This window comes from Vibrio sp. Vb1729, assembly GCF_033338655.1.
Classification (GTDB): domain Bacteria; phylum Pseudomonadota; class Gammaproteobacteria; order Enterobacterales; family Vibrionaceae; genus Vibrio; species Vibrio alginolyticus.
Genome location: NZ_JAWOTB010000001.1, coordinates 61,342 through 87,955, shown reverse-complemented (window position 1 = coordinate 87,955; position 26,614 = coordinate 61,342). Strand labels below are relative to the sequence as shown.

General features: G+C 45.2%; 32 protein-coding genes. 22 read left to right on the top strand and 10 right to left on the bottom strand.

The genetic code is table 11. The annotated features are described in order from the left end of the window. The first annotated feature begins 1 nt into the window (after window position 1). The 10 genes from sctI (at window position 2) to R7E29_RS00375 (ending at window position 8,018) form a co-directional block, all read left to right on the top strand. Complete coding sequence (gene sctI, locus R7E29_RS00420; RefSeq protein WP_005387149.1) at window positions 2–346, top strand: type III secretion system inner rod subunit SctI; 345 nt, start codon at window positions 2–4, stop codon at window positions 344–346. After that, the gene (gene sctJ, locus R7E29_RS00415) at window positions 346–1,092 is read left to right on the top strand and encodes a type III secretion system inner membrane ring lipoprotein SctJ (RefSeq protein WP_086012989.1); all 747 of its coding nucleotides are present in this window, start codon (window positions 346–348) and stop codon (window positions 1,090–1,092) included. The genes sctI and sctJ overlap by 1 nt, the downstream gene beginning before the upstream one ends. Further along, entirely contained in the window at window positions 1,085–1,750 is a 666-nt protein-coding gene (vscK, locus tag R7E29_RS00410) for a SctK family type III secretion system sorting platform protein VscK (protein ID WP_054576976.1), read from the top strand. The genes sctJ and vscK overlap by 8 nt, the downstream gene beginning before the upstream one ends. Continuing rightward, window positions 1,729–2,367: an HrpE/YscL family type III secretion apparatus protein gene (locus R7E29_RS00405; RefSeq protein WP_053304387.1), complete on the top strand. Its 639-nt coding sequence runs from the start codon at window positions 1,729–1,731 to the stop codon at window positions 2,365–2,367. The genes vscK and R7E29_RS00405 overlap by 22 nt, the downstream gene beginning before the upstream one ends. Before the next feature lie 185 nt (window positions 2,368–2,552). Further along, entirely contained in the window at window positions 2,553–2,984 is a 432-nt protein-coding gene (locus tag R7E29_RS00400) for a type III secretion system chaperone (RefSeq protein ID WP_054576978.1), read from the top strand. Window positions 2,985–2,987: 3 nt separating this feature from the next. Continuing rightward, entirely contained in the window at window positions 2,988–4,151 is a 1,164-nt protein-coding gene (locus tag R7E29_RS00395) for a VopS family T3SS effector adenosine monophosphate-protein transferase (protein WP_054576979.1), read from the top strand. A 255-nt stretch (window positions 4,152–4,406) separates the two neighbouring features. Continuing rightward, a complete protein-coding gene (locus R7E29_RS00390) occupies window positions 4,407–4,853 on the top strand; it encodes a type III secretion system chaperone (protein ID WP_054576980.1) in 447 nt (148 codons plus the stop codon). Between the two features lie 10 nt (window positions 4,854–4,863). Beyond that, window positions 4,864–5,841, top strand: coding sequence for a type III secretion system effector VopR (vopR, locus tag R7E29_RS00385; protein WP_054576981.1), 978 nt, complete (start codon window positions 4,864–4,866; stop codon window positions 5,839–5,841). A 230-nt stretch (window positions 5,842–6,071) separates the two neighbouring features. Continuing rightward, complete coding sequence (locus tag R7E29_RS00380) at window positions 6,072–6,530, top strand: CesT family type III secretion system chaperone (RefSeq protein ID WP_005377211.1); 459 nt, start codon at window positions 6,072–6,074, stop codon at window positions 6,528–6,530. A gap of 9 nt (window positions 6,531–6,539) precedes the next feature. Next, window positions 6,540–8,018, top strand: coding sequence for a hypothetical protein (locus R7E29_RS00375; RefSeq protein ID WP_053304391.1), 1,479 nt, complete (start codon window positions 6,540–6,542; stop codon window positions 8,016–8,018). Between the two features lie 89 nt (window positions 8,019–8,107). On the opposite strand, the gene R7E29_RS00370 is transcribed toward R7E29_RS00375, so the two are convergent. The 10 genes from R7E29_RS00370 to vscN all read right to left on the bottom strand — a co-directional run bounded on the left by R7E29_RS00370 (window position 8,108) and on the right by vscN (window position 16,664). After that, window positions 8,108–9,010, bottom strand: a complete 903-nt coding sequence (locus tag R7E29_RS00370; RefSeq protein ID WP_372587967.1) for a DMT family transporter — start codon at window positions 9,008–9,010, stop codon at window positions 8,108–8,110. Between the two features lie 106 nt (window positions 9,011–9,116). Then, window positions 9,117–9,827 (bottom strand): helix-turn-helix domain-containing protein, encoded by a 711-nt coding sequence (locus R7E29_RS00365; RefSeq protein WP_054576983.1) that lies wholly within the window; start codon window positions 9,825–9,827, stop codon window positions 9,117–9,119. A gap of 102 nt (window positions 9,828–9,929) precedes the next feature. Then, window positions 9,930–10,979 carry a SctU family type III secretion system export apparatus subunit VscU gene (vscU, locus tag R7E29_RS00360; RefSeq protein ID WP_054576984.1) on the bottom strand — a complete coding sequence of 350 codons (1,050 nt, stop codon included), beginning with the start codon at window positions 10,977–10,979 and terminating at the stop codon, window positions 9,930–9,932. A gap of 15 nt (window positions 10,980–10,994) precedes the next feature. Beyond that, window positions 10,995–11,780, bottom strand: a complete 786-nt coding sequence (sctT, locus tag R7E29_RS00355) for a type III secretion system export apparatus subunit SctT (RefSeq protein WP_054576985.1) — start codon at window positions 11,778–11,780, stop codon at window positions 10,995–10,997. Beyond that, entirely contained in the window at window positions 11,777–12,043 is a 267-nt protein-coding gene (gene vscS, locus R7E29_RS00350) for a SctS family type III secretion system export apparatus subunit VscS (RefSeq protein ID WP_005377227.1), read from the bottom strand. Before vscS ends, sctT begins: the two co-directional genes overlap by 4 nt. 13 nt (window positions 12,044–12,056) lie before the next feature. Further along, window positions 12,057–12,707 carry a SctR family type III secretion system export apparatus subunit VscR gene (vscR, locus tag R7E29_RS00345; protein ID WP_005377232.1) on the bottom strand — a complete coding sequence of 217 codons (651 nt, stop codon included), beginning with the start codon at window positions 12,705–12,707 and terminating at the stop codon, window positions 12,057–12,059. Then, window positions 12,704–13,672 (bottom strand): SctQ family type III secretion system cytoplasmic ring protein VscQ, encoded by a 969-nt coding sequence (gene vscQ, locus R7E29_RS00340; RefSeq protein WP_054576986.1) that lies wholly within the window; start codon window positions 13,670–13,672, stop codon window positions 12,704–12,706. The genes vscR and vscQ overlap by 4 nt, the downstream gene beginning before the upstream one ends. Continuing rightward, window positions 13,669–14,874, bottom strand: a complete 1,206-nt coding sequence (locus R7E29_RS00335; protein ID WP_054576987.1) for a type III secretion system needle length determinant — start codon at window positions 14,872–14,874, stop codon at window positions 13,669–13,671. Before R7E29_RS00335 ends, vscQ begins: the two co-directional genes overlap by 4 nt. Window positions 14,875–14,883: 9 nt before the next feature. After that, entirely contained in the window at window positions 14,884–15,345 is a 462-nt protein-coding gene (locus tag R7E29_RS00330; RefSeq protein ID WP_005377236.1) for a type III secretion protein, read from the bottom strand. After that, window positions 15,342–16,664 carry a SctN family type III secretion system ATPase VscN gene (vscN, locus tag R7E29_RS00325; RefSeq protein WP_054576988.1) on the bottom strand — a complete coding sequence of 441 codons (1,323 nt, stop codon included), beginning with the start codon at window positions 16,662–16,664 and terminating at the stop codon, window positions 15,342–15,344. The genes R7E29_RS00330 and vscN overlap by 4 nt, the downstream gene beginning before the upstream one ends. 185 nt (window positions 16,665–16,849) lie before the next feature. Between vscN and sctW the strand changes: the two genes are divergently transcribed. The 12 genes from sctW to vopD are packed head-to-tail and all read left to right on the top strand — an operon-like array spanning window position 16,850 to window position 26,512. Beyond that, complete coding sequence (gene sctW / locus R7E29_RS00320) at window positions 16,850–17,743, top strand: type III secretion system gatekeeper subunit SctW (protein WP_053307014.1); 894 nt, start codon at window positions 16,850–16,852, stop codon at window positions 17,741–17,743. Next, a complete protein-coding gene (locus R7E29_RS00315; protein WP_054576989.1) occupies window positions 17,724–18,008 on the top strand; it encodes a TyeA family type III secretion system gatekeeper subunit in 285 nt (94 codons plus the stop codon). The genes sctW and R7E29_RS00315 overlap by 20 nt, the downstream gene beginning before the upstream one ends. Then, on the top strand, window positions 17,995–18,369 hold the full coding sequence (gene sycN, locus R7E29_RS00310; protein WP_005377240.1) for a type III secretion chaperone SycN: 375 nt from the start codon (window positions 17,995–17,997) through the stop codon (window positions 18,367–18,369). The genes R7E29_RS00315 and sycN overlap by 14 nt, the downstream gene beginning before the upstream one ends. Continuing rightward, complete coding sequence (vscX, locus tag R7E29_RS00305; RefSeq protein WP_005377246.1) at window positions 18,366–18,743, top strand: type III secretion system protein VscX; 378 nt, start codon at window positions 18,366–18,368, stop codon at window positions 18,741–18,743. The genes sycN and vscX overlap by 4 nt, the downstream gene beginning before the upstream one ends. A gap of 5 nt (window positions 18,744–18,748) precedes the next feature. After that, on the top strand, window positions 18,749–19,090 hold the full coding sequence (vscY, locus tag R7E29_RS00300) for a type III secretion system chaperone VscY (RefSeq protein WP_005377248.1): 342 nt from the start codon (window positions 18,749–18,751) through the stop codon (window positions 19,088–19,090). Next, a complete protein-coding gene (gene vcrD, locus R7E29_RS00295; RefSeq protein WP_155489452.1) occupies window positions 19,074–21,200 on the top strand; it encodes a SctV family type III secretion system export apparatus subunit VcrD in 2,127 nt (708 codons plus the stop codon). Before vscY ends, vcrD begins: the two co-directional genes overlap by 17 nt. Next, window positions 21,200–21,613 (top strand): LcrR family type III secretion system chaperone, encoded by a 414-nt coding sequence (locus tag R7E29_RS00290; protein WP_053304394.1) that lies wholly within the window; start codon window positions 21,200–21,202, stop codon window positions 21,611–21,613. The genes vcrD and R7E29_RS00290 overlap by 1 nt, the downstream gene beginning before the upstream one ends. Window positions 21,614–21,673: 60 nt before the next feature. Then, window positions 21,674–21,958 (top strand): LcrG family type III secretion system chaperone, encoded by a 285-nt coding sequence (locus R7E29_RS00285; protein WP_005377254.1) that lies wholly within the window; start codon window positions 21,674–21,676, stop codon window positions 21,956–21,958. A gap of 10 nt (window positions 21,959–21,968) precedes the next feature. Beyond that, window positions 21,969–23,792, top strand: coding sequence for a virulence-associated V antigen (locus R7E29_RS00280; RefSeq protein ID WP_054576991.1), 1,824 nt, complete (start codon window positions 21,969–21,971; stop codon window positions 23,790–23,792). A 12-nt stretch (window positions 23,793–23,804) separates the two neighbouring features. Next, window positions 23,805–24,290, top strand: coding sequence for a SycD/LcrH family type III secretion system chaperone VcrH (gene vcrH / locus R7E29_RS00275; RefSeq protein ID WP_005377258.1), 486 nt, complete (start codon window positions 23,805–23,807; stop codon window positions 24,288–24,290). A gap of 7 nt (window positions 24,291–24,297) precedes the next feature. Next, on the top strand, window positions 24,298–25,497 hold the full coding sequence (gene vopB, locus R7E29_RS00270) for a type III secretion system translocon subunit VopB (protein ID WP_005377260.1): 1,200 nt from the start codon (window positions 24,298–24,300) through the stop codon (window positions 25,495–25,497). Window positions 25,498–25,507: 10 nt separating this feature from the next. Beyond that, complete coding sequence (vopD, locus tag R7E29_RS00265) at window positions 25,508–26,512, top strand: type III secretion system translocon subunit VopD (protein WP_005377262.1); 1,005 nt, start codon at window positions 25,508–25,510, stop codon at window positions 26,510–26,512. The last annotated feature ends 102 nt before the right edge of the window (window positions 26,513–26,614 follow it).

Here is a 26,614-nt window from a genome sequence, read left to right as displayed (position 1 = left end):
TATGATAAACACGCAGTACACCGAGGTGATGCAAACCAACATTGATAAGTTGCAGGATGCGCAAGTCGAAGACGGTTTAAGCGAACGTTTTGAGCAAGCCATGTCGGTTCCCGAGGCAAGTAATGGCCTGGAGGGAGGTTTGCTAGAAAACATCAGCGAGTTGAAAAACACTATCGATAACGCGAAAAGTAACCTGCAAGACAACATGAAGATGGTGGGTGATGATCCGGCGCAATTACTGCAAATGCAGTGGGCGCTGACACGCATTACTTTTCAAGAAGAGCTGATCGCGAAAACCGTGGGTAAAACCACACAAAACGTAGAAACCTTATTGAAGGCACAATAGTGATGATGAATAAAATGAGAGCAGTTTTCATCATGCTCACGTTGTTTCTGGTAGGTTGTCAGACCGAGTTATACACCAACGTTACTCAGAAAGAGGGTAATGAGATGTTGTCGATCTTACTATCCGAAGGTGTCGTTGCAACAAAAGAACCTGACAAAGACAACACCGTCAAGTTAATGGTAGACAGTTCTCAAATCGCCTTCGCGGTAGATGCGCTAAAGCGAAAAGGTTATCCAAGAGAGCAGTTTTCCACACTGAAAGAAGTGTTTCCCAAAGACGATTTGATCTCGTCACCATTAGCAGAACGAGCACGTTTGGTATACGCGAAATCTCAAGAGCTCTCCTCAACCTTATCTCAGATTGATGGCGTGCTAGTGGCACGTGTTCATGTTGTTTTGGAAGATCAAGATCTGCGTCCAGGAGAGCGTCCAACTCCAGCTTCTGCCTCCGTATTTATTAAACACGCGGCAGATATTGCGCTTGATTCATATGTTCCGCAGATCAAATTATTAGTGAACAACAGTATTGAGGGGTTGAACTACGATCGAATCAGCGTAGTGATGGTACCCTCATCAGAGGTTCGAGTTGCTACTCAAAACAATCAATTTAAAAGCATTTTGTCGGTTCAGGTCACCAAAGAGACGGCGAATAATCTTATCGCCATTTTGGTGTTCTTGGTAGCGGCACTCATCGGCTCGAATATCGCTACTTTTACATGGTGTCGTAGGAACACGAAGCGTGGTTAAACCAGAAACACCACTCGCGCAGGTACAACACCAGTTTAACTATGCGCCTTGCCAGTACATCCATAGAAGTTGGATAGAGCAAAAGCAGCCTTGGTTACTAAATATCGAAGGCTGGAGAGATAACCCCATGTTCAACCAATGGTGTATCAATGAGTGGGCGTTATCTCCCGTTCCTGAGATGGCTTTTAACAGACCTTGTCATAGTTTGGCATTGCTCCCGACAGACGCGTTGAATCAACTCGTATTGATGGTGGGTGGAGCTTTGCATTGCGTTGCGATGCGAAGCGTTGTTTTAAAACATCCGAAACAGGTTTTGAACAACGTTTTTGGTTTGGAAGGAGCTCGGTTCTTAATTCAAAACGGGCCGATGCTGTTATCCAACTGGCCGCAAGGCTGGCAGCGTGCGTTACCAGAACTACTGGATGAAAGGTCTGTTGAAGCAAGCACGAGGGCGCTAGGATATTTTTGGATGAGGTTTATTTTGATTAACTCACCAGAAGATGTTGTTCTTCGTTGGCAATTCAAATTAGAAAAGCAACTTAGCGAAAACGCGGAAACAGCTAACTGGTTGGAAGCGGATCAACGAGATCTGGCGTATCGACTCACAAAAAAAATCGCAAAACAGGTTATTCCTCAATGGTTTCATTTGTTGAAATAAAAACAGACAATTTGCAGCTGGCACCTGGCTTAAAGGTGCTGAAAGCGAAAGATTATGCCAGTTATCTGGATTCGCAACACTTAGTTGAAGCCGCGAACTCCAAAGCTGAGAGCATCATTGCTAATGCCCAACAAGCCTACGAAAGCGAAAAACAACGTGGTTATCAAGATGGCCTTGCACAAGCCAAGATTGAAAATGCGCAAACGATGGTTGAAACCTTAGCACGTTGTAATGACTACTATCAGCAAGTCGAAGAAAAAATGACAGATGTGGTGTTAGAAGCAGTACGTAAGATCATCGATACCTTCGATGATGTCGATACCACGGTGAGTGTAGTTCGAGAAGCGTTGCAACTGGTGAGTAACCAAAAGCAGGTCATTTTACATGTCCACCCAGAGCAGGTTGTTGAGGTGAGAGAAAAGGTGGCTGGAGTATTAAGTGATTTCCCTGAAGTCGGTTACGTTGACGTGGTAGCAGATGCGCGCTTGAAAAATGGAGGCTGCATTTTGGAAACAGAAGTTGGGATCATCGACGCCAGTATTGATGGACAGCTGCATGCATTAAAGCAAGCCATGGTGAAGCAGCTCAGCGAGCGTAAAATTACGATTCATGAATAAACCTCAAAAACTCAGCACTTGCTGAGTTTTTTCATTTTAATGCCTTTAAACAAAAAAAATCCGACCATTTCTAAAATATTCACTGCCATAAATCCTTAAGAATACACCTAAGAAAGCTGCTTAGTTGATAAGTGTTGCAACCAAGCAGCGCCTCTAAAACAACAAAAATAGGATTATTTAGTCGAATGGCTAATGGATTTATAACTTCTTTACTGACAGATTTTGCCAGCCGCTGCCAATTGGAGCCGTTGGTTTTTGATGAGGATGATTGTTGCCATCTACTCGTTGAGCAAAACACAGCAATCACAATTCGTGCACAAGAAGAGCGTGTGACGCTTATCGGGCTGATTTCAGGTGATAAACCGAGTGCTGATATTTTGCATCAACATATGAAAGATGCCTTAACGCAAGGCTCTCCAGCGGTATGCTGGGAGGAAGAGACCGGATATATCGGTTTCATACACCTGCCTCAGCAACTGCTAACTGCATCTTTTTTCGATGAGTCATTTGCGAATTTCATCGAGTGGTTAAAAAGTGCGAATACACAAGAAGTAACCAATAAAACAACCGAAGTACCGGAAACGAATACCACTCATTTTTCCACATTAAGGGTTTAAAACATGATCAGTTTTGGAAGTGTTAGCGCGTTGCAGGCCGCCATGCCGCAAGCTCGTAACGAGATACTTAATGAAGGTAAGCTGAGTATTGGTGACAAAGAATACCAAATCAACGCAGCGACCCAAGAATTTACTCGCGCCAATCCTACGAATGGTGCAGTAGCGCGATTTTTTGAAGCGACAGGAAAACTGTTTCGCGAAGGTAGCCCACAATCGGTAGCGAAAGCCCTTACAAAAGCCGTATTTGATAATGAGCAAGGACAAGCTCAGCGTTTACAAGCTGCTTCTTCTGTTGAGCATGGACAAATGTTCTTCAAAGATGGAAGCATAAAAACCGCATCAGATGTCTTAAATGCCTTTGCGAAGTTAGACAGTAAATCAGTTCAGTCGAACTCTGCTGAGCTAAACCAGTTAGCAGAGCGAGCGATGACAGAGGCAATGTTAGAAACCGATTCTGGTAAAAACCTCACATCACTGATTGGCGAAAGTGCAGCGAAGTCGCTTGCTGGACGTGTAGTAAAAGACTACGGCGGTGGTGTATCTGCAGCGCAGAAAAACCCGGCAGGTAGCATTAATCAAATGCAAGCGGTGTTTGATATGGAGGTGATGCATCTTAAATCGGCGCAACGTCATATCGAAGGTCTAGCAAGCACCGATCTAAGCCAAGGTGTATACGCTGAAGGACTGGCAGAGGACGCGTTTAACAAAAGTGGCGTAACCAATAATGTTGAAAGAGCTGCGGCGTGGATCATTAATGCTTCTAACTCTAAAGGAAACGATGCCGAAAATATTACGTCTTTACTGAAAGAATACGCGTCTAATGGTAAAGACTTATTGAATATGGAAAACCTAAAAGAGCTACACGCTCGATTGGTGCCTAATGTTGAGCGTGATTACCGAGGGCCAAATATTTCGGGTGGCACTTTGCCGTCAAGTATTGGCGGTGAGGGCATGTTAAAGCAGCACATTGAAGGCTTTTTGAAAGAGAACCCTGTAGAAGATAAAGACTTAGGTAAACATTTGTTCGCTGGAGTTATCGGGTACCATGGCTTTACCGATGGAAATGGTCGCATGGGGCGCATGCTATACGCGATAGCAGAACTTCGTAACGACTCGTTCAATCCTTTAGCTATGGATGCAGAAAATAGCCTTCACGGTATTAAGTGATTTTTTACTTCTATTTAATTTTTGGAGCGGCGATTGCCGCTCTTTTATTTTCCAGCTTAACCTTAATTTTTCTTCTCAATAAAACGGCTAATAGCAATAAAAATGAGACGTTGAAATAAAGTGTCGGTTTCTATCCCGCCATAAAATCTCTTTTATCCTTATTCGCTTATTTAAATGAGCCGTTATACCCAAGTGGCTTCGCTGCAATAAATATATCGATGTCACTTAGTTATAATAAATTAGACAGGACACAACATGGATACAGGAAAGATTAATATGCTTCTCTCTGAGCTAGGAGAAGTGCTGAACCTTGAGCGCGTGACAGCGTATGACGATCAAATGTGGTCACTGCATTTTGCTGAAAACAACAGTGTCGATGTTCTGCTCGTAGAGGAAAAAGGCGAGTTATTGATTTCCAAAAACCTGCTTATAGAACAAGATGATATTACGCTAGATAAACTTCAAGTTTTACTTGAATACAACTTCTTGTATCGAGAAACAGGTGGTGTGCAGTTTTGTGTGAATCCAACACGCAAAGACGTTGTTCTTCAAGTTGCTATCGCGGCTGGAAGTGAACTCACCAACATTGCTAACTTAATCATTCAGTTGAATGAATTAGTTGATACTTGGGTACAGTTATTTCAAAACAACACGGTTGTAGATTTTAGCCAAACAGACGTACACGCATTTATTCAAGTTTAAGGCATCACACATGGTCAATATTAATACATCGCACATGCACTCGTTGAGTCAGTTAACGTCACATTTGGCGACACAAAATCAAGCTGACGACAAAGAGGTTCGAGCACACAACGGCAAAGATATTTTTGTTAAAGAGGGCGCACCAAAAAATAAAAGTATCAGCGCGCGTATTAGCCACCAGAATAAAGCGAAAGATATTGTAGTGAACCTGCTTACTAAGCAGGGTATTCCTAAAGATGTCGCGAAGCTCATGCTGAAAAATGTGTTGAACGGTGAAAACAAGTTAACGCTTGGGAGCCTGAAAAATCTTGAGAGATTGTCGTCTGGTCCTAGCTCAAATTGGCCCACTGCACAAACGGCAGCCTCTTCTTCCAAAACCAATAAAGCCTCATCGAGTGTCGCGCTTATCAACGAGCATAAAGCCAACCTTCAAAAGCTTGGTGATTTTGCCTGTACGGACTTAAATACGTTCGGTGTTAAGGGGTCACAGTTTTATGAAACAAAAGGAAAGCCACGACTAAAAGAGCTTCACGCGGATCAAGCGCGAATCATGCAAGATCACAGAGCGACGATGTCCGCAAACGGAGTTCAAGCTGCAGCACAAAGAGGAACCGCACCGCAATTAAGCACTCTACAGAACATTGCTAAGGCAGTACAAACCGCGAAAGCCGGCTGCTGTACTACATTTGCCTTTGCTGCCGCCGCTGAGATGATTCAAGGCATGTCAGGAACACCTGAAAGTGAACCCAAAGTAGAAGTGGTTGCGTTTAAAAAGGGTCATTCAGGTACACACCTTTATGTACTGATTGGCCGACAAGAGGGGAGCGACATAAAAGATCCATCAACGTGGAGTAAGGATGTGAAAATTGTTGACCCGTGGGCGACATCTGCATTCGGTGCACCAATGTTTGGAGATGCACAACGACCACCTGTTTCGAATATGTTCCCGCCAACAGAAGTCATTTTTGATAGCCATAAACTGGGTTAGTCAATCTGCAAAAGAAGTGAGCAAATACACCATGCTAAGCATCTAACCTTTATTGAAAGAGCAGCCCTGAGCTGCTCTTTTTTATTACTCTGGAAACTCGTTTTTAGAGCGAGATTTCTGCGGAAAACCTCACAATGAAGGCGAAAAAGTGACAAAAATAAAGCCATTACCGACATCGTTCAATCTGCAATCGTTGTTCAATAGAGTTATTGAAACAAAAGGAAAAAGTTATGAACACGATTCAACAACTGCTCTTGGAGTTTTGCCAACTCAATGAGTTGCCCGAACTGAATTTTGAAGAAAATGAACGTTGTCAGCTACTGGTCGATGATCGCTACATGTTGTATTTCATCGCGACTGATACGGATGATTTGATGTTGTCTGTAACGTTCGGAGGGTTAGAAAAGTCCGGTGAACAACGACTAAAAGGTTTAGAGCTTCTTGCTCATGCTAACTATCAAGGAATTGGTAGTGGCAACCTCGCACTTGCTTTGGCTCCAAACGGTCGACAGCTTGTCTTAGCAGGACGTAAACCCGTTGAGCATCTAAATACGACGAACCTTACCGCTTGGTTTCACGAAGTTATTGAACAGGCCGAGCTGTGGCAAGCGCGTTTCGCAATGTTGGATCAAGCGATTCCAACCACCTCTAATCATGAACAAGCTCATGTTCAATCACTTCGTGTGTAGGAGAGAAAAATGGTTAATACAACACAAAAAATCAGCCAAAGCCCAGTACCTGATCTAGAGCAGTTTCGTGCAGTTGCTGCGCAAAAAGATGACCGAGTGATCAGTAAAAGAGGTGAAGTAAAAGAACCTTCCACATTCCACAAAGGTCACAAGTTTGCTTCTATTCACGAAGGCGTATTGAGAAGCAAATACACTAAGTTTTTCCAAGAAAACATCAAAACTCACCTTGATTTAAAACAAGCGCTACTTAAGCAAGAAAAACCTGAGGTTGCGCTGTTGGCTTACTCCCTAGTGAGTCCTTCAGGCTATCGCGGTGAGCCACTTACTGAGCGTAAAATCTTAGAAGTTGTCAGCCTATTGGATGAAATAAAAGTGAGCAGCGATACGTACCAGCAGCTTAAAAATACGTTTGATGCGATCAGCAAAGATCCGCGTATGCAGGTGAGCTTAGAAGCCCAGTATCCGGGAAAAATGGATGGCTTTGCTGCTGAACTGCTGCAGATGGGCAAAGAAAAGCTAAAAGGTTCTGGTGTTAACGCCGTTATTAACTTGGCATTACCTGGCGTTGGCTTATTGATTTCTACAGGTCGAGAGCTGCACAAAGCGGCCGTAAATGGTGATGCTGAGGCTTACCATCATCAGTTAGAACAAATTTCACAGCTGCCAGGGCGAGATCAACGTCTTTCTATGCCGATGCAGCAAACCTTGGCTCAAGGTCATGCGATACTGTCGGCTGAAGGTGGCATTGGAGCTACGTTAGGTATGGCGACGGGGAGCCTGGGCACGTTCGGTGTTAGCTCTGTAGCAACGGTGGGCGTCACACCGATAGCAAAAGAGGCAATCGGTTCTGCAGCAACGACTGCTATCATGAGCGGCGGTGGCTTTGTGGCGAACCAAGCTGGGGCATACGGGTTAAATACGGAAGTAAAAGAGCAACTTATGCAAGGCGAAATGTCTGGTGTTTTACCTAGACTTGAAGTTTCCAATGCAAAAGGAGACTTTACCTTCAGTATGCAAGATCCGGCTTCTGTCCGCGCATTAATGGCGTACCTTGGCCCTAAGGAGGATACTGCAATGACTTCTCCTCAAGCGCCTAAAGAGGCACAAGAGATGGAAGCCGCTCGATTAACACTGAAAAAGATGTTGGGTTCAGAACCAAGTGAGCACTTGGTCCCTGACGTAGACTCTATCTTGAAGCTAAGCCCAGAGGATGCACCAAGTAAAACCGAGTCTATTGCTAACGGGGCATTTAAAAAACTGTTAGGAGAAGATTGGGATTGGCTCATGCCAGCTGTTCGAGCGATTGATAAAGGGGAAGCAAGTAAAATCAACGAAAAGCTCACCTACAAGCTCCCCCTAGATGCAGCAAACGGACGGGTTTATCTTGATAAATGCCCAAACCTGAGTGACGTCCAATTAGATGCGCTAGAAAAACTAGGCTCACCAAGTCAATTGCGATTGATGTACTTGGCAGAAGGCTGGGTGTAATTTCAAATGGTAAAGTAGGGAGTAGGTGCTGCTCCTTACTTTATCTACCGTCAGCGTTACTTTTTGGGGCTGGCTCATCGCCATTGAATTTAATTTTTCGACTGAAGAAACAAACACACAAGTGTCAACGTTATACCAACCCAACCAATGAGAGAAATTTCTTCCCCAACAATCGCAACTGCTAGTGCTGCTGCGATAACAGGTTCAAATAGCGTGAGTATACTAGCTCCACTGGCTGTAACAAACCGTAGCCCAAACCCAAAAGCGACGTAACCTAACCCCATTGGAATCAAGGCCATGTAGAGCATGACCGTCGTATTAGTTGACGATGCAAATAGATTATCACCCGTGATAAAAAGTGTTGGTAGAAGCAAAACTCCACCAATACCAAAAACACTTCCCATGGCCGTTTGCGATTCAATGCCGTGGTCAATCATAGCCTTTACTCCCCATGAGTAAATGGCGTACGTCAAACCTGCCAATAGGCCAAGTAATACACCCCAATGCTTCATATCCTGATCAAATAAGCTATTTGCGGATGACTCAGAAGCCAGCAACAAGGTAATGCCAATGACCCCGATTGCGAAACTCATCATCCAGCGCTTGGTTATGGTCTGATTTCGGCTAAAGAGACACTCTAACAAAGCAGAAAAGAAAGGAGCAGTGGAGATAGAAATAACCGTACCAATAGCCACACCAGCGAATCGCATTGATGAATAAAAAGCCAGTGGGTAGGTGGCTAAGGCGATAATACTAACCAGTAACGTTTTCTTCTTATGTACGACTTTTCGAAAATCTCTCTTCAGTGACTTCGCAGACAGACATGCTTGCATAAATCCACCAATACCCATAGAAAATGCGCCAATGGCGAGAGCACTGACATCCGGTGCCAAGCTGGCAGCGGTGCCCGTCGTTCCCCACAGGGTTGAAGCAAAAAGTATGGATAAAGTTCCTAATTGATAGTCGGTGAAATGTTTTTTTAACACTGTAATTTCTACCTAGTGAATGGCTGTTTTAGGGTAGAAAGAATAAAAGAAAGCGATAGAGATTTTTGTGCTGAAAAGACGGAATACTTGTTCCAGAAGACTATTTTAGTGACTATCGGGAAAACTCTCTAGGAGACATACCAAAATGCATTGAAAACCGTCGACTAAACGCGGAAAGATCACTATAGCCAACTCGTTCAGCTATCAACTGAACTGGAAGGTCTGTATGAGTCAGTAGTGCTTTGGCTTTTTCCATACGTTGTAGTGTAATGTACTTATGGACGCTTACTTTTAATTGCTCTTTAAAAAGTTTTTTAAATTGCGTCGGACTCAAGCAAGCGGCATTCGCTAACGAGGCAATGGTGAGTGGCTGATCAAGCTGCTCGGCGATCAAAACCTGTACATCTCGAATACGCGAATCCACGGAGCGAGACCGCTTTTGCTGCTCCAGCAACAGATAGAAGGTTGCAACCATTGAGTTTTCAATTTCATCATTAACCTGATACTCAAGTTGCTTTTCGACAAACTGGATAAAGCTCAGTAGAGGCGGGCTAATCGAAAACACAGCCACACTATTATCCATCAAATGAGTGGGCAAAGTGGTCATATCCGCAACAATAAAGCGTGATGACTCTTCGGCATTAAAACCGTGAGCACAACTTTTGGGGATGACTATGCAGTCGCCAACCGCCACCTTTCCGACATAACTATCCATATCAATATGTATGTTGCCCTGGAGAGGAAGCACCAGTTGATGATAATCACTATGAGTATGTCGGCTCATACGTTTCGTGTAGGAGCGAATGCTTAAGCTAGATTTCATAAAAACAACATACAGTTAAAGGATACCGCATTATAGCGTTGAAAGTATCGAGGTTGAAAGCTGGGCAGTTGTAAGCCCAGATCTTGAATGGGATGTGGTTTGTTAGTCCGCCTCGGACTCTAACGAAGCCAACCAACGAAGCACTTCCGCAGTTGCCTCAATAAGATCGCTTGGGATGTACTGGTCGACGTTACCGTCGGCGTATAGTGCACGAGCAAGAGGGACTTTTTGCATCACAGGAACGCCTTCTTCTTTAGCGATTGCGACCATACGTTTGGCTACCGCATCGGTTTCCATCAAAGTGATGACGGGCAGGGGCGTTTCGCCTTTCTTGTAATAAAGGCCAACCGCGATATGTGTTGGGTTTGTAACTAATACATTAGAACGTTTAACGTTTTCGCGTTGATTGGAGGCTTGTAGCTCTTGGTGCAACTGACGACGTTTGCTTTTTATTTCTGGACTGCCTTCCATCTCTTTGTATTCGCGCTTCACTTCATCCTTGCTCATTTTGAGCTTTTTCGTGTGATCAAACTTCTGGTACGCAAAATCTGCGGCAGCGATGACGATGAAGCCTACCGAAGAGATAATCATTAATTGTTTAATCATGACGCCAGTAATGGTCGGGACACATTCTAGCCCACAAGTTGGAATTTGCATTAAAGCGTTGATGTTACCGCGTAATGTCACCCAGATAATGCAGGAAAGAAGAGAGACTTTAAGGATCGACTTGATAAACTCAATCACACTCTTGAGGGAAAAAATGCGTTTGGCACCTTCGACGGGATTGATCTTTTTGATGTCGGGTCTAACGGATTCACCACTAAATAGGAACCCGAACTGCCCCATATTGGAAAAGATGGCGACGAGTGCAGCAACTAGAATAATCGGAGCGAGTAGATAGGCAATTTCTTTTGCGATGGCGATAGCGACATCGACTAGCGCATCTTGGAAACCCTGATAAGCAAGCTTACTTGGTAGGAGAATAAGCGCTGAGATGTGCGACATGTAATAATCGGCGAACGCAAACAGTACAATTATGAGCGCCAAAATTAATGCAGACGATACGATTTCTTGGCTTTTGGCAACCTGACCTTTCTGCCGAGCATCGCGTAACTTTTTTGCGGTGGGTTGCTCTGTTTTTTCTGCACTCATAAAGAATCCTAAGCGTTATTGCCAAATGGTATTGAGTTGTTCTGCGAATCGGGTAATGCCGTAAAACTGTACTTCAAAGTGATCCATCATTATTCCGAGATACACGATCAGTAAAACACTCGCGATGGCACTTTTTATTGGCATGGCAAGGAAAAAAACATTCAATTGCGGTGCAAAACGACTGATAAGCGCTAGACCAAACTCAGCAAGAAACATTGCCAACACTAATGGAGCGGACATCAACACACCAAGCCACATAAGCTGTTCAAATTGCGTGTAGAAGAAGCTCACCCATGCGTCGCTAACGGTTGGGAAAAAGTCCACGATCGGCCAAGATGTATAGCTTTTGAATAACGCATAGATAAAAGTGACAAAGCCCCCGCCAGAGAAGAACAGGGTAATCAACGTTTGGGTCAGTAATACCGCTGTTGGTGTGGATTGTGAGCCTAGCGTTGGGTTAAACATACTTGCCATGGCAGCCCCACGTTGGTTGTCGACCAGAAAACCGGCCGCTTCTATCGCCCAAAAAGGGATAGCAGCAACAAACCCTATCAATAGCCCAATTAATACCTCCTTACCCAAAATCACTATCAGCCAAATGCCGTCGGTTTCTGCGGGCAAGCTTTGCTGATTAATCATCGGAAATATAAACAGTGCGAGTGAGCAAAGCACACCATTTCTCACCATGGTGCCGCCTAACATTTGCTTGCTCAAAATAGGCAAAAAGATGAAGCATGCCATTAACCTAGGTAACGTCAGGCTGTACAAAAATAAAGCCTGGTGTAAGTCGTGATAACTCATCGTATTTGAGGAATTTTATCCATAGCAAGCGAGGCGAAGGCGTGGAGCTCTGCCCCTAGCCATTGCGTTGTGACGAACAGCGTAATAATGACCGCGATAAGCTTGACCACAAAGCCTAACGTTTGTTCTTGGACCTGAGTTAACGCCTGAATAAGCGACACCAATGTACCAACCAATGCTGCGACTAAAATCGGCGGTAATGACAAGTACAACACTAGGGTTAATGCTTGAGTCGTGAAATGAATGATTTCAGCAGAATGCATACTTTCTCCGTGATTAACCGTAACTCAACACTAAGCCGTGGGTGAGCTTTGTCCAGCCGTCAAGCAAGACAAAAAGCAGCAATTTGAAGGGGAGGGAAATCGTCATTGGCGATACCATCATCATCCCCATCGCTAGTAGGATATTCGACACAATTAGGTCAATAGCGATGAACGGTAAGTACAACAGAAAGCCAATTTCAAAAGCGCGAGTAAGCTCGCTGACGGTAAATGCGGGCAGTAAGAGCAATAAGCTGTCCGACTCTAAACGGTCTACGTACTTCTGTGGCCACAATGTGCGTGCAGCATCAGTGAAGAATATGGCTTCGGTTTCCCGAATATGCTTTTTCAAAAATTCTCGATAAGGCTGTAAACCGCTTTCAATGAGGCCTTCTACACTTGCAGAATCTTCAAGGGAGATATCATGCTGCTTTACGTAGTCGTAGGTTTCAAACCCGACGGGAGCCATGATGAAAATTGACAGAATGATAGCCAATCCGTAAAGCGCCATATTCGGCGGAATTTGCTGTACACCGAGAGCGTTACGCAGCAGTGAGAATACAACGGCGAGTTTCACAAACGACGTCGCCATCATAGCGATAAATGGGATCAGTGCCAGCAGTGCTAAGCTGACAATGAGATTGAGCTCGTCGGGTAACTGGATCATGCTGGCTCCTGCGTGCCACCGAACAGCTCCAGTACGCGCACACCTAAATGTTCGTTAACATTAACCAGTTCACACTCACCAATGATTTTGCCGTTGGCACGCAATGTTACCGGCTTAGATACAGGCTGGTTTAGCTCGAATACGTGCCCTGGCTGAAGCTGGTTAAGCTGCTCTAGCGTGATGGTTTGATGGCCGATATCAAACGTGAGTTCCACAGGCAGTTGCTGGTGGTCGGTTAACATTTCTGAAGTGTTTACGTCATTCATATTGGTTTCTTTTTCAATAATGTGAAGAGTTTGGTCATCTAGCTGGCAGCGCCAGAGATTCTGGTTAGATACTTGAAAAATGGCTTGTTGCTTGGCGATGTAACCATCGTCAAAAAAGATGACATCTCCCAGCTCGAGCGAATTAAATTCGCTTAACGTCAAATGGGTCCTTCCAAGACTTAACCACACAGGTAAAGCGAGGTGTCGAGCTTGTAGAGCAGCGCTGTTTGGTAGCGCATCCAACAACACGTCTGATCCTTCGCTAACCCACAAACAAAGAGAGCCGTTAGGCTTATTGAGGGTTAACATTAAAGTATGCTCTTGGGCCTGGCTCGCCTCTAACGGCTGTAGTTGACTAAGAATGGGTAACTGACCAAATAGCGCTTTGATTGCCTCACTATGCGGTTCTATCTGTGAGCTCAAAAGTGCTAACTGGAGGGAGTTAGGCAGGGACTCAAACGCAGTAGCATTTAAGGTCGATTTCAGCCAATGTTGGAGCTGCGCACGAGAAAAGTCTACTTGTAGGGTTTGCCCTCCAATCAACGTGGTTAAACGGAACCCTTCAAATGAAGGGATTTGAGCAACAGTAATCGATACGCTCTGACCATCAGTCCCTTGGAAGTGGCACTGTTTTGCACAAAGTTGATTGCTGAGCGCGATACTTTCTGCATCCACTTTGGGGATTATTAACGGCGTCATAGGTCATTCTCCGCTTGCCATTCTTCATACACGCTGCGTTGTTGGCGTGAGTGTTGTTGTTCATGTTGTTGTTGATCGAGCTGTTGAGTTTGTTCGCTGATCGCTAAGCGAAGTGGCTGCTCACCGCCGAATCGGTTTAGCCGTTCAGCAAGATCTTGTCTAGCTTGCTGGCTAATAATGGAAAGGGCATGCTCTTGTCGAATCGTCACGCTATACCCTTGAGCGTCCAACTTGATGTGGATTTCACCACCTTTTAATTGCCCTTCACTTAGAAACAGCCGAACCTCTTTGTTGTCCGATGCGGTTGGCAGAGCAACATAGATTTTGTCCACCAATTGCTGGAGTAATTGGTTTACGTCTCGCGTTGGGCTTGGTTGAGCCTGCGAAGCAACACTTTTTAGGATGACATCGCCTTGTGTTACCGCACTTGCAAAGGGCTGAGAAGGCACTTTTTCTTCATCCGTTTTAACGGCGAATAGTGCGCTTTTCGTCACGATTTTTTCAAGAGGCTTGGTTTCAGGCAGGCCATCAGTTTGGTCTGATCGTTTGCCTGTATTCTGTAGCGGCGGAGTTGCACGCTTATTGTGCGTTTTTTCAGTTTGCTTTTTCGTTAGGCCAACAATGTTAATCCCATCTTGAGCGAGCTCTGTCGCTGTCGCACTTTGGGGGAGCAAGCCAGATTCAAGCGTAGAGAGACAATCCGGTGAGATACGTTTATCCATCGGCGTCGGTTTGTCATCTTTCAAATGAGCTTGAAAGTGAGGATCAACAAGCTCGGTAGAAGGGGAGCTTAGAACTGTGTCGCCATCGCTTTTTCCGTCATTTTTAAGCAGTTTATTGTTTTCGCTAATTATTTCTTCGCTATTTGCTGCGTCGTCTTGCGATTTCTCTACGTCTCTCTTAGTGACGACGTCACTTTGACCGTTTAAGGTGGAGATGTTTTTGTCAGCGTTGGCTTCTTGGTTCGATAGGTTATGTTTCTTATCTAGACCTTGAGATGTCTTATGCCTTAGCGGTATGTCTTTTTCGCCAGTATGATTTTTTTGGGGATTCCCAACGATAGACTCCTTTCCCTTGCTAGGCTTCTTCGTCATTGCATGCTCGAATTGTGATTGAAGCTCGGCCTCCTTCTCGAGAGGCGCTTGTTCTGGCGTTGATTTGTGCAGCGTATTCGATGCTTCAGTTGTTGGGGTAATGCGCATAGTGAACCTTTAGATAATGTCGACAGTGCGAAACTCTTCCTGTTCGAGTTCTTCTTGGTATTGCCTTTCTCGCGATTTTTCCGCGACTTCTTGTTGCTGCAACTGAACGAATTTTTCTTTGGTTTTATGGGCTTGTCGCGCCTCTTTTTGCTTTTCTTTAAGTGCCGAGCGTTCGATTTCAAGCGCTTTTTTTGACTCGGCCACACGTTGTTTAAGTTCGGCTTCTCTCTCTCTTAACAACGCGATTTCTTGTCTTAATGTTTCCAGCTCTTTAAGAACGAGCGTTTGTTGTTTTGCTTTAGCAAAACGTCGCTCTTCTTCTTCCTGGCGCCAAACGTGATAGTCCGCGACAGAACGTTCGGCCTTTTGAACCTGTGCTGCGGCGTTTGACACTCGGTATTCTTGACGCTTGACGGCTTTATCCGCACGGTCAGCGCGAATTTTTTTGATTTCTAATAAGCGTTCTATCATTGTTTTGCCATCCCTTTAAGTTGAGCGATAGCGCCATCAAGATCGCTTAGTTCATGAGTGCCTTGGCGTAAAAAGGCGCGTATATCATCACTTTGTGCAATGGCCATATCCGCTCGGCTATCTGCGCCATGTTGGTATTCGCCAATTTTGATTAGCAGTTCAACTTCTTCATACTTAGCTAACATTTCGCGAATATGAGCAGCAGACGCCTGATGATCGGATTCAACGATTTGATTCATCACTCGGCTTGCTGACCGAAGTACATCAATCGCAGGGTAATGGTTCATTGCGGCAAGTTTACGCGAGAGAATGATGTGCCCATCTAAAATGGAGCGAGTTTCATCCGCGACAGGCTCTGTCATGTCGTCACCTTCCACCAACACGGTGTACAGTGCTGTAATTGATCCTTTGTCTGATTGTCCAGCTCGTTCCATCAGCTTTGGCAAAGCGGCAAAAACGGAAGGCGGATAGCCACGTCGTGTTGGTGGCTCGCCTGCGGCTAGTCCAATCTCCCTCTGTGCGCGGGCGAAACGCGTTACAGAATCCATCAGCAGTAGCACGCGTTTACCTTGGTCACGAAAATATTCTGCGATAGAAGTGGCAACAAAAGCGGCTTTGGCGCGCTCCATTGCTGGGCGATCAGAGGTAGCGACCACTAAAACCGATTTGGCCATTCCTTCTTCGCCTAGGTCATGCTCAATAAACTCGCGCACTTCGCGTCCGCGTTCACCAATTAAGGCGAGAACGGTCACGTCAACTTCTGCGGAGCGAATCAGTTTAGCCAGTAGGGTACTTTTACCCCCGCCAGCCGCTGCAAAAATACCCATGCGCTGACCTTCACCACAGGTCAGTAGCCCATCAATGGATCGAACGCCAAGAGAGATTGGCTTTTCAATCAGTTTACGTTGCATTGGTGGTGGCGCATCGCGATAAACAGGATACCAAGCACTTGGTTCCTGACTCTGCGTACCATCGAAAGGACGCCCAAGCCCGTCAAGCGTTGTACCTAACAGGTGGTCGCCAACACCCACTTCGTGCATTTTGCCCATTGGGCTTACTTCTGTATTTGAGGAAATCCCAAACATATTTCCTAACGGGGTGAGCAAAGCGTGATGCTGCTGGAAGCCAACCACTTCCGCTAACAAAGACAGAGTTTGATCGGGATTACGCAACTCACACAGTTCACCTACACGAACGCCAGGGACGACAGCTTTGATAATGGTGCCGGTGACTTGTGTAACGCGCCCGCGAATTTGGATCAAACGCGTGTGTTTAATCGCAGATTGTTGGATATCAGTGATGTATGAGAAATCGTTCAAGGTAAAAATATGCGCAATGATTGATGCTGAGAGAATAGAAAGTATAAGAATCAATTTATAGTGAATATCAGTCGGGAGTTTTTAGAAAACTGAAAGCGCACTAAAAAAACACGTCTGATTTTGACAGCTTCAAAAAAGCGCACTTCCTATAATTCGCCTGTATTGTGCGGAAGGAGTGCAAGTGAATGAGTATTATCAACAATCATATCGCAACAAATCCAAAGTTTGATGCGTCTATCCAAAGCGGGTTGGAATCGTCTCGTCCCGACGTTTCACAAAAAGGCAATTATCGCGGTGAAACCGTCCGTGTTCACAATGCCACACAATCACTTTTTGATGCGATGGAAGAACTCACTTCACTCGGTTCCGAAAAAGCAGAGAAAGATCTGACTAAGCGCAAAGTGAAAGACAGTGGTGTTCGAGTTAATGAAGCACATGAACTCGTTTCGGACTATTTAAGAAAAGTCCCTGATCTTGAAAAGAATCAAAAGATCAAAGATTTGGCTACAAAAATGGCGGGAGGAAATATCTCGACCATCGCGCAATTACAAGCCTACTTGAATGGGTTTTCCGAGGAGAAAAGCCATCAATACCTAGCCCTAAAAGCCGTTAAAAAGTTTTTGAGTGCGAGTCCAGAAAGTAAACACCTACTAGCGCTGATTGACCAAGCACTTCTAAGAATCGAGCAAAACCCAGATACATGGTCTCAAATTGATACGGAAATCCGTGTCTCAAATTTTGCTGATGAATACAGCCAAGAGCAAGAGTTTAGCTCTTTGCATCAGCTGCGCGGCTTCTACCGCGATACCGTTCATAGTTATCAAGGGCTCGGCGCGGCTTATCAAGATGTAGTAGCGCGCTTTGGTGAGCAGGAGGTATCGACCGCTGTTGACTTTATGCTGCAAGGCATGAGTGCAGATCTTAGTGTTCAAGGTAGCAGTATCGACTCGGTTAAGTTGCAGTGGTTGATGTCCGATATGCAAAAACTCAAAACTCTAAATACGTTGCAAGATCGTGTGAGTCAGCTGTTCCAAATGTTTAAACCGGAAAGGACGAATTATGGCTTATCAAGTTTCTAATTTGATGGCTGATGTGATTGCGTTGGTAGAGCAGCGATGGGTGAGCAGTGATGAGATATGGAAAGTCGCCAACGCAATGGAATTGACGGCGGTAGAACAAAAAATCGATTTTTTTCGAGAGTTTCATAAGTTAGTTCGCGCAATCCCAATTGACGTATTCGCCGATGATGAACAACGACAGAATTTAATCCAAGCGGTACAAAAGGCGCTAGACGAAGCCATTGATATAGAAGAAGAGGAAGCGTGGGAAGATGAGTTGGATTGATGCATCCGTCGATGAATTTTGCCGAGGAATGGGGCTCGATGCCGTCGATTTCTCATCAGCTGGACGGGTGCAGCTGGATTTTGAGCAAAGTGGTACGCTGCATATTGAGCGACAGGGTGAGCAGTTATTCTTGATGTTGTCTCGAGCGTTATCTTGGCATCAAACCAGTGACATTATTCAAAGTGCACTGTGTTTGTGTCATGCCGATCAAGGCTGGCCTTTCGAAATTAAAACCGGCTTGTTAGATGAACAAACTCTGGTTTTTTCAGCAAGGCTAAAAGGAGAAGAAGTAACACTTCCGACCTTAGAGCAAGCGTTTACGCTTTTGGCTCGTCTACATAACGATGTGGCAGGCTCATGACTCGAGTCAGCACTTTAAACGTAGGCATCGAAGCCTTTACGCATGTTACTCATAGTGAAGTTAAGGCCGATTTCCCAGAGCGATTTCAATTGCTTCCTGATGGTCAGGCGGTCGCTACACATTTAGAGAAGCTCTATGATCTCAGGCCTTCAGACCAATATCTCATCGCGTTAACTAAGCCCAAGCTGCTGCACTCAGAGTTGTTGCGTCCAGAAAAATACCGTCAACAATTTGATGAAACGTTAGCTCAGCTGCAAGTTCTTGCACAGGATTCAGGCTCCGCTTCTTTTATCAAAGCATCTGAAACGCTACAAAGTACGCAACTAGATCAGCGTTACCTCACTATGGCGCTCAATCTCCTTATTCAGGTCTAACCAACATGTTGAGATCCAAAGACATTGAACTCTTACTTGTTCACGCTGCGCTACAAGTTCAATACCAAAAGCCAGAGCATGCCATTTCTATTCTCGATGCGGTTCTAGAAATAGAACCGCAGCACAAAGAGGCGATGCAAACACTTGCTGTGGCGTGTTTACAAAGTGGTCGATATACCCGGGCGATTGAGGTGTGTGAGCACTTATTAAAATCTGACCTTCATCCTGACTCGGCAGGACTCTGGTTTTGTTTAAGCCAAGCGCGTTGGAAACAAAATGACGTCGATGGGGCACGCCAAGCGCACCGACGCTATCTGCAATCTTTAAATAGTGAATCACATGAATAAGTTTATCGATATTCTAAACAAAGTAGGGCAACGCAAAGACATCATGCTTGCGGTGATGTTACTCGCGATCGTCTTTATGATGATATTGCCACTTCCTACCGCACTGGTGGATGTGCTGATTGGCACCAACATGAGCATTGCGGTGGTGCTGCTTATGTTAGCGATTTACATCACCACGCCACTTGAGTTCTCTGCATTTCCTGCGGTGCTATTGATCACGACATTGTTTCGTCTGTCTTTATCTATCACGACAACCCGCTTGATCTTGCTACAAGGCGATGCTGGTCAAATCGTTTATACATTCGGTAACTTCGTTGTGGGCGGTAACTTAGTGGTCGGTATCGTTGTGTTCCTGATCATTACCATTGTTCAGTTTATGGTGATCACCAAAGGCTCAGAAAGGGTAGCAGAAGTTAGTGCGCGCTTCTCACTCGATGCGATGCCTGGTAAGCAGATGAGTATTGACGGTGACATGCGTGCCGGAGTAATTGACGTACACGAAGCTAGGCACCGACGATCACTGATTGAAAAAGAAAGCCAAATGTATGGCTCGATGGATGGCGCGATGAAGTTCGTTAAAGGCGACTCCATTGCGGGTCTGGTCATCATTGTGGTCAACATCCTAGGTGGCGTCACGATCGGGGTAACGCAAAAAGGCATGAGTGCTTCTGAAGCACTTGAATTGTTTGCGATTTTGACCGTTGGCGATGGTTTGGTATCGCAGATCCCGGCACTCTTTATCGCGATTACCGCCGGTATTATCGTGACGCGTGTTTCTCATGAAGATTCTTCTGATCTTGGGTCGGACATTGGTGGGCAGGTCATTGCTCAGCCACGTGCGCTTCTTATTGGTGGTGTGCTTTTGGTGCTGTTCGCACTCATCCCTGGGTTTCCAAAAATCACTTTTCTGGTCTTGGCCGCCGTGGTTGGTGGTGGTGGTTTCTTCCTTTTCTATCAACAGAAAAAACAAGCTGAATCAGATAGCACCGACTTATCAAGCTTTGTTTCGCAAGGGGCCGGTTCGCCAGCAGCGAAGCCAAACAAACCCACTCCATCTAGAAACAGTAAAGGCAAATTAGGTGAGCAAGAAGAGTTTGCCATGACGGTTCCACTCTTGATCGATCTTGACGCGAGCCTTCAGGAAAGCTTGGAAGCGGTCGCATTAAATGAAGAGCTAGCAAGGGTTAGACGCGCACTATATCTCGACCTAGGCGTGCCTTTCCCAGGCATCCACCTGCGCTTTAACGAGGGGATGCAAAATGGCGAGTACTTAATTCAGTTACAAGAAGTCCCGGTTGCACGAGGACGAATTGTTAAAGATCAACTCTTGGTGACAGAAGGGAATGAACAGATCGATTTATTAGGCGTGCCTTATGAGCAAGATGAAGATTTTCTACCCGGTATTTCTAGCATTTGGGTGGCACAGAGTTATGAGCAAAAACTCGTAGCCAGTCATGTCGGTTTTCTCACACCCGACAGGATTTTAACGTACCACTTGTCTCATGTTCTTAAGGAGTACGCACAAGACTTTATTGGTATTCAGGAGACGCGTTATCTGTTGGAGCAGATGGAAGGCAGTTATTCGGAGCTAGTCAAAGAGGCCCAGCGTATTGTTCCGTTGCAAAAAATGACGGAAATCTTGCAACGCTTGGTTTCTGAAGACATTTCTATCCGAAACCTTCGCGTGATCTTGGAAGCGATGGTTGAGTGGGGCCAAAAAGAGAAAGATGTTGTACAGCTGACGGAGTACATTCGTTCTAGCTTAAAACGTTACATTTGCTACAAATACGCGAGCGGACAAAACATGTTGCCCGCTTACTTATTGGATCAAAATCTCGAAGACACGATACGCAGCGGTATTCGTCAAACCTCAGCAGGGAGTTACTTGGCGTTAGATCCGTCAATAACGCAACAATTTGTCAGTGATGTGAAACAGACCATTGGTGACTTAAGCCGCATGCCGAATAAACCTGTGCTAGTTGTGTCTATGGATGTACGCCGATATGTGCGAAAGCTTATTGAATCGGAATACTACGATCTGCCCGTTTTGTCATTTCAAGAACTAACCCAGCAAATCAATATTCAGCCACTTGGAAGGGTGGGGATGTAATGAAAACAAAACTAATACTCTCGCTGGCGCAAGCGGGGATCGAAGTGACGCCATACTTTTGGCAACAAAGTGAAATTCAACTTGGTTATCGAATTGAAGTTGAAGGCTTAGAGCTCGTTTTTCGGGTGGAGGACGGTGAAATCATCATCGTTCTTCTGAAACGCGTTCGTCCAAAATTGGGGTTGAGTAACCCCTTTGCCGGCTTATTTCTCTTGGCTGAACATGCCATTCAACTTTATCCCTCCGATTGGGTCATTCGCGGCAACGTCGATGTGTTACGTGGTAGCAACATGAGCAGCCAGCGATTGGCACAGTTCTATCTAAAAGCATGCGGTGCAAGCCATGATGAGCTAGACGACTGGTACTGTTTACGCTTAGCAGATTATAGACCTTTGAAAAAGTTGAAAAAGTAAAAACTCACGACTGTTACTGACAGCACCGATGAGATGACCCGCTTTAAGATAGGAATCAAGATGAAGCAACCGTTTACCGATGCGATTGAGAACGCTGAGCTTGCCATTAGAAAAGCTGAAGACAGAACCGATATTTTTAACGAGCTATTGGAAGGCTTAGGTGTTGGTCCTGTTGCGGGGGATGTATTACTTGGCGGCATAAAAGCGCCAGTAGATACCATGAAACGTGCAGAGCAAGAGCTAATAGACGAAGTCCAGCGCCGCCGGCAACAACAAACTCAGCTACAAGGTACGTCAGGTAAACGCAGAAAGCGTCCCACAGTGATGCGCGGCATGATGATTTAGAGGTTTGGAAATGACGAATATGAAAACGACTGGCTCTACGACAGGAGCAACAGACACAGCTGCGAGTAGTGCACCATTACCCACTTTCCAACAAAACTTGATAGAGGCATTTACCCCTGTACTGGGTGAAGCAGAGACTCAGCAACTTGCCTCGATAATCTCTTCATTGCCAACTATCTCGGGACAAACGGAATCACAAAGCATCGCGCTTTATGTTGATACGCTTGAAAACCTAAAAGCGAAAAATAACGCGTTTGCTGGTATATCATTGACCGACACCGCATCTGTTTGGCTAAAGTCGCTACAAAGTGCTAACTCAGATGGTGAATTAACCGCAGCCGAGTTTAATGCTCAAACAAACCAAACGCTATCAAATCAGTTTCAGGCTTGGTTTAGTAAGTTACTGACGGAAAACGTAGATAGCTCGTTATCTACTGAGTTTGTTAGTCAATTTAATCTGGGCACTCAGAGTAACCAAGCGGAGCAGATCGCCAACCTCTCCGAGACAGGTCTGGCTAACGCCACCAAAGAAATTTCTCTTTTTGTTGCAGAGCTTGCTAATCAAATGGGCTCCCGTGAAGTGAGAGATGCTTCTATTTCTTTTCTTCGCAATGCCTTTAGTAGCTTAGGTTCCGTTAATCTCGCGCAACTGAAGAGCTCGGATTTTCTGTTGACTAAAGAGAGTTTCGCTCTTCAAGTCTCAGCTCAATTAAAAAGTAGTTTTCAAGGCATTGGTATTACTTTAAGCACCGATGACGCAAGTGCGCTAGCTAGCAGAATTACCTGGACTCCTGGTATTTCTAAACAGCAGCTTAAAGAAGCGTTAGATGAAATGGCCGCTCAAGTGAAAGGCCAATATAGCGCAGCTTATGGTGAGGCGAGTGGAACGAACAATCTAAAAGCAGCACTTAATACTGTCATTGGTGGAACTGAGCCTTTGACCCTTTCTAGTCTGTTCGCCAACTTCGCGGTGAGTTTAACAAATATAGAAATCGATGACTTTTACCAGGACAGCGCGATAGCCGATGTCCAAAAGACACAAATAACGGCAGCTCAAGTTAATTTGATCAAAGAAAACACCGAACGAGATATCCGATTACAGTTTGAAAAAATAGTAAAAGGTGAATCTACCGGGGCTTCATTTACTGAGCGATACGAGGCATTGCGCAAAAACTTAGGGGCATTGAAAGAGCGTCTACTCAATATCACCGATAAAGAGAAAGCGGATCGCGAGGTGAGAGCAGAGCACTCTCTAACGGCTCGTGATTTGTTGGCCGTTGTTGAGTCCAGCATTGGAGACCGTTTTGATGAGCAAGTGCTGCTTGCACTAAATGAGCGTCGTGTTAACCGTTTAGAGAAACGTAATGACCAGAAAGAGGCATTAGAGGATCTCACAATACAGCTTAAAGTTTTTGGTGTTGTGCAATCAAAAATTCACTCTACGCAAAGTGTTGATGGGGTTTATAAACCGGGATATCCAGAAAGTAACTTCAAAGCGAGTGACTTTAACTACAGCAATCAAACGGATTTTGAAGCTTCACCTGAGTACAAGTATTTGACGGATAATAAGATAACAAACCATCGAGACTTCCTTCAAACACAAGGTATTACTATCGGTGATGGTGCTTCGTACCAAGACGAAGAGAAGTCGAAAAAGCTGTCTAATTTTTCTAGTTCTGTCAGTGCTAAATCCAAGTTGCTTAACGATGAAGTGCAAATCAAAACCACTGAGCTGAACGACACCAGTTCTCAATACAACTCGACCGTTGAAGCGATGAACAAGTTTGTTCAGAAGTACCACAGTATTTTACAAGAAATCCTACGAGCCATTTAAGGATAACCAACCATGACTAAAACAAACGCGACCGATCCATCTCAAATGCAAGCAGAAGAACTGCTGTCTTTTTTGGAAGAGGGAGGCACGCTAAAAATGTTGCACGATGTGTCTCAGGACACCATCGAACACATTTATGCCGTAGGTTACAACTTTTTCCAATCGGGAAAGATTGAGCAAGCAGCGAAAGTATTTCAATTACTCAGCATGCTTGATCATTATCAGGCGCGATTTTTCATTGGCCTTGGCGCGGCTCGTCAGGAGTTGGGTGAGTATCTGCAGGCAATAGACGCCTACAGCTACGCAGCGCTAGTGGACGTAAATGATCCACGCCCACCTTTTCACTCTGCTGAATGTCACCTTAAACTGGAACAACTGACAGAAGCAGAGAGTGGGTTTTACAGCGCGAAGGAGATGTCTGCCGGAAAATCACAATATGCAGATTTGCATGAGCGTGCAGGCATCATGTTAGAAGCGGTGAGAAATAAAAAGGAGTAATTAGACTATGAGTTCTATTGCACTTGACCGCATCCAGACACAGGTTTATAGCCCTGAATCTGGCCAAGCCACGTTAGATAACGTGCAGAAAACGGCGTCTACAGCGACGCCTTCTGTGACGGTAGAAAACGTGAAGAGTAAAGATGCAGATGTACTGAACACCGGAAAAGTAAAAGTTCAGTTAGATGCACCTAACGCAGCTGTTAGTGACAAAGTGAATGATTTGACGCTAAAAGCCATGGCACAGCTGCAAAAGATCGTCGATACCATTGCAAAATCTCTCCATGCAGTTGCAGACCAAACAGGTTCGATTGCCGTCAAAATCATCGCAGGATCTGCTGATGATTTTGAAGTAGAGCTTGCTGCTATCACGGATAAACTGAAAAGTGCTCAAAACGAGCTGAAAATTCAGGAAGTGAAGGTCGCAAAAGCTAAACACGAAAAAGAGATGGTGGAAAACCAAGACAAAATCAAAGAATCGGAAGCCGCTGCAAAAGAAGCCCAAAAATCAGGCTTAGCAGCGAAGATCTTTGGTTGGATCAGTGCGGTGGTTTCTATTGTTGTTGGTGCCGTAATGGTGGCAACGGGTGTTGGTGCAGCAGCCGGTGCACTTATGATCGCTGGTGGCGTTATGGGAGCAGTGAGCATGGCGTTGCAAGAGCCAGCCGTTCAAGATGCGCTAAAAGAAGCGGGCGTAAATGTCGATGTGCTAAACAAAGTCGTAATGGCATTAGAAATCGCCGTCGCGGTTATCGGAGCTGTTGTGACGTTTGGTGGTGCAGCAGCTGGCGGTATCGCGAAACTTGCAGCGAAAGGTGCTGGTAAGGTAGCTCAAAAGGTCACGGAAATCGCTACGAAAGCCGCTGCAAACATGGCGAAAGTGGCGGATATGGGCACAAAAGCTGCGACAACAACAGCGAAAGCGATTCGTTATGGCGCAGAAACCGTCGATCTTGCCGTCAACGTGGGTAAAGGCGCAACGGACAGTGTCCACGCTGCTAACAATGCTCACGTGACAGAGATTCAGGCTGATATCACAGACCTTCGAGCCAAAATGACGTTAAGCCAGGCTGTCATTGATAAGCTCAAAGAAGAGATTGGTAAGTTGATGGAAGACTTCCAAGAGCTGATGAGCCTCATCATGCAAATGATTCAAGCGAAAAGTGAAACTATGCAAACGGTGTTAAGCCGTCCTGCAACGGTATAAGGAGTTTATTATGCTAGATAAAGTAGGCGGAACGGGTCGTGGTGAACTATACGGTTTAGGCGACACCATTAAAACCAACAAAGCAGAAAAAGCGCCGGAAACAAAGCTTGAAGCGGGCGCCGTTAAAAGCCAAAGTGAGTCAGGTGTTTCTGGTGCAGCACGCTACCAGTTAGAGACACCTAAAGCTCCTACAGTGAGTAATCAAGCTCAAGTTGTTGCAAACTTAATGAGTGCTCTTGCGCCGACGGTGAGCTCATTAATGAGCACAACGATGAAAGCACTTAACGGTGAGGAGGTGATCAAGTCACCATCAGATGCGGTATCACAATCGTTGACGCTATTAACATTGTTGTATCAAGTATCAAAGCTGAGCCGTGAGCAGCAAGTGCTACAACGTGAAATTGCTGTTGAAGCAAACGTCGCGAGTTTAGAAAGCCAAGCGGCAGAACTCAACAACTCGGCAAGCGCAATGATCGCGATGGCAGTCGTTTCGGGTGTATTAGCGGGTGCTACCGCAATTATTGGTGCCCTTGGTTCTTTCAAAGCAGGGAAAGAAATCAAGAATGAAATGGCGAGCAATAATGTACTGAAAACGCAAAAAGCTGGCTTCGATCAAGCAGAAGAGTTATTAAATAACAATAGCTTGTCTAAAACTCAGCAAGATCAGGTTAAGCGTGCGCACTCACTAGCGAAAGACAATATCGCAGACACGACAGCGCAGCTGACAAGTGGTGGCCGTAAGTTCGATAAGTTGATGAGCTCAAACCAAGCGAAGAACGCTATTCTTCAAGCTTTGGGCCAGATGGCAAACTCAGCATCGAATGTAGAGCAAACCAAAGCGCAAGCGCGCAGCAAAGATGATGAAGTACAAGCTACTCGCGCACAAGCAGCCAAACAGAAAGCCGATGAAAACATTGGTTTCCAAGAAGGCTTATTGAAAGAGCTACGTGACTTGTTCCGATCTATCTCAGATAGCCAGAACCAAGCGTGGCGAGCGTCAGTCCCAACGGTGTAACCATCCGTTTCACTAACTACAAAGCGTTGTTTATACAACGCTTTTTTTATTTCAGCTATCTAAACTAGATACGGATATTTACTGGGTGATTTGTTTGTAAAG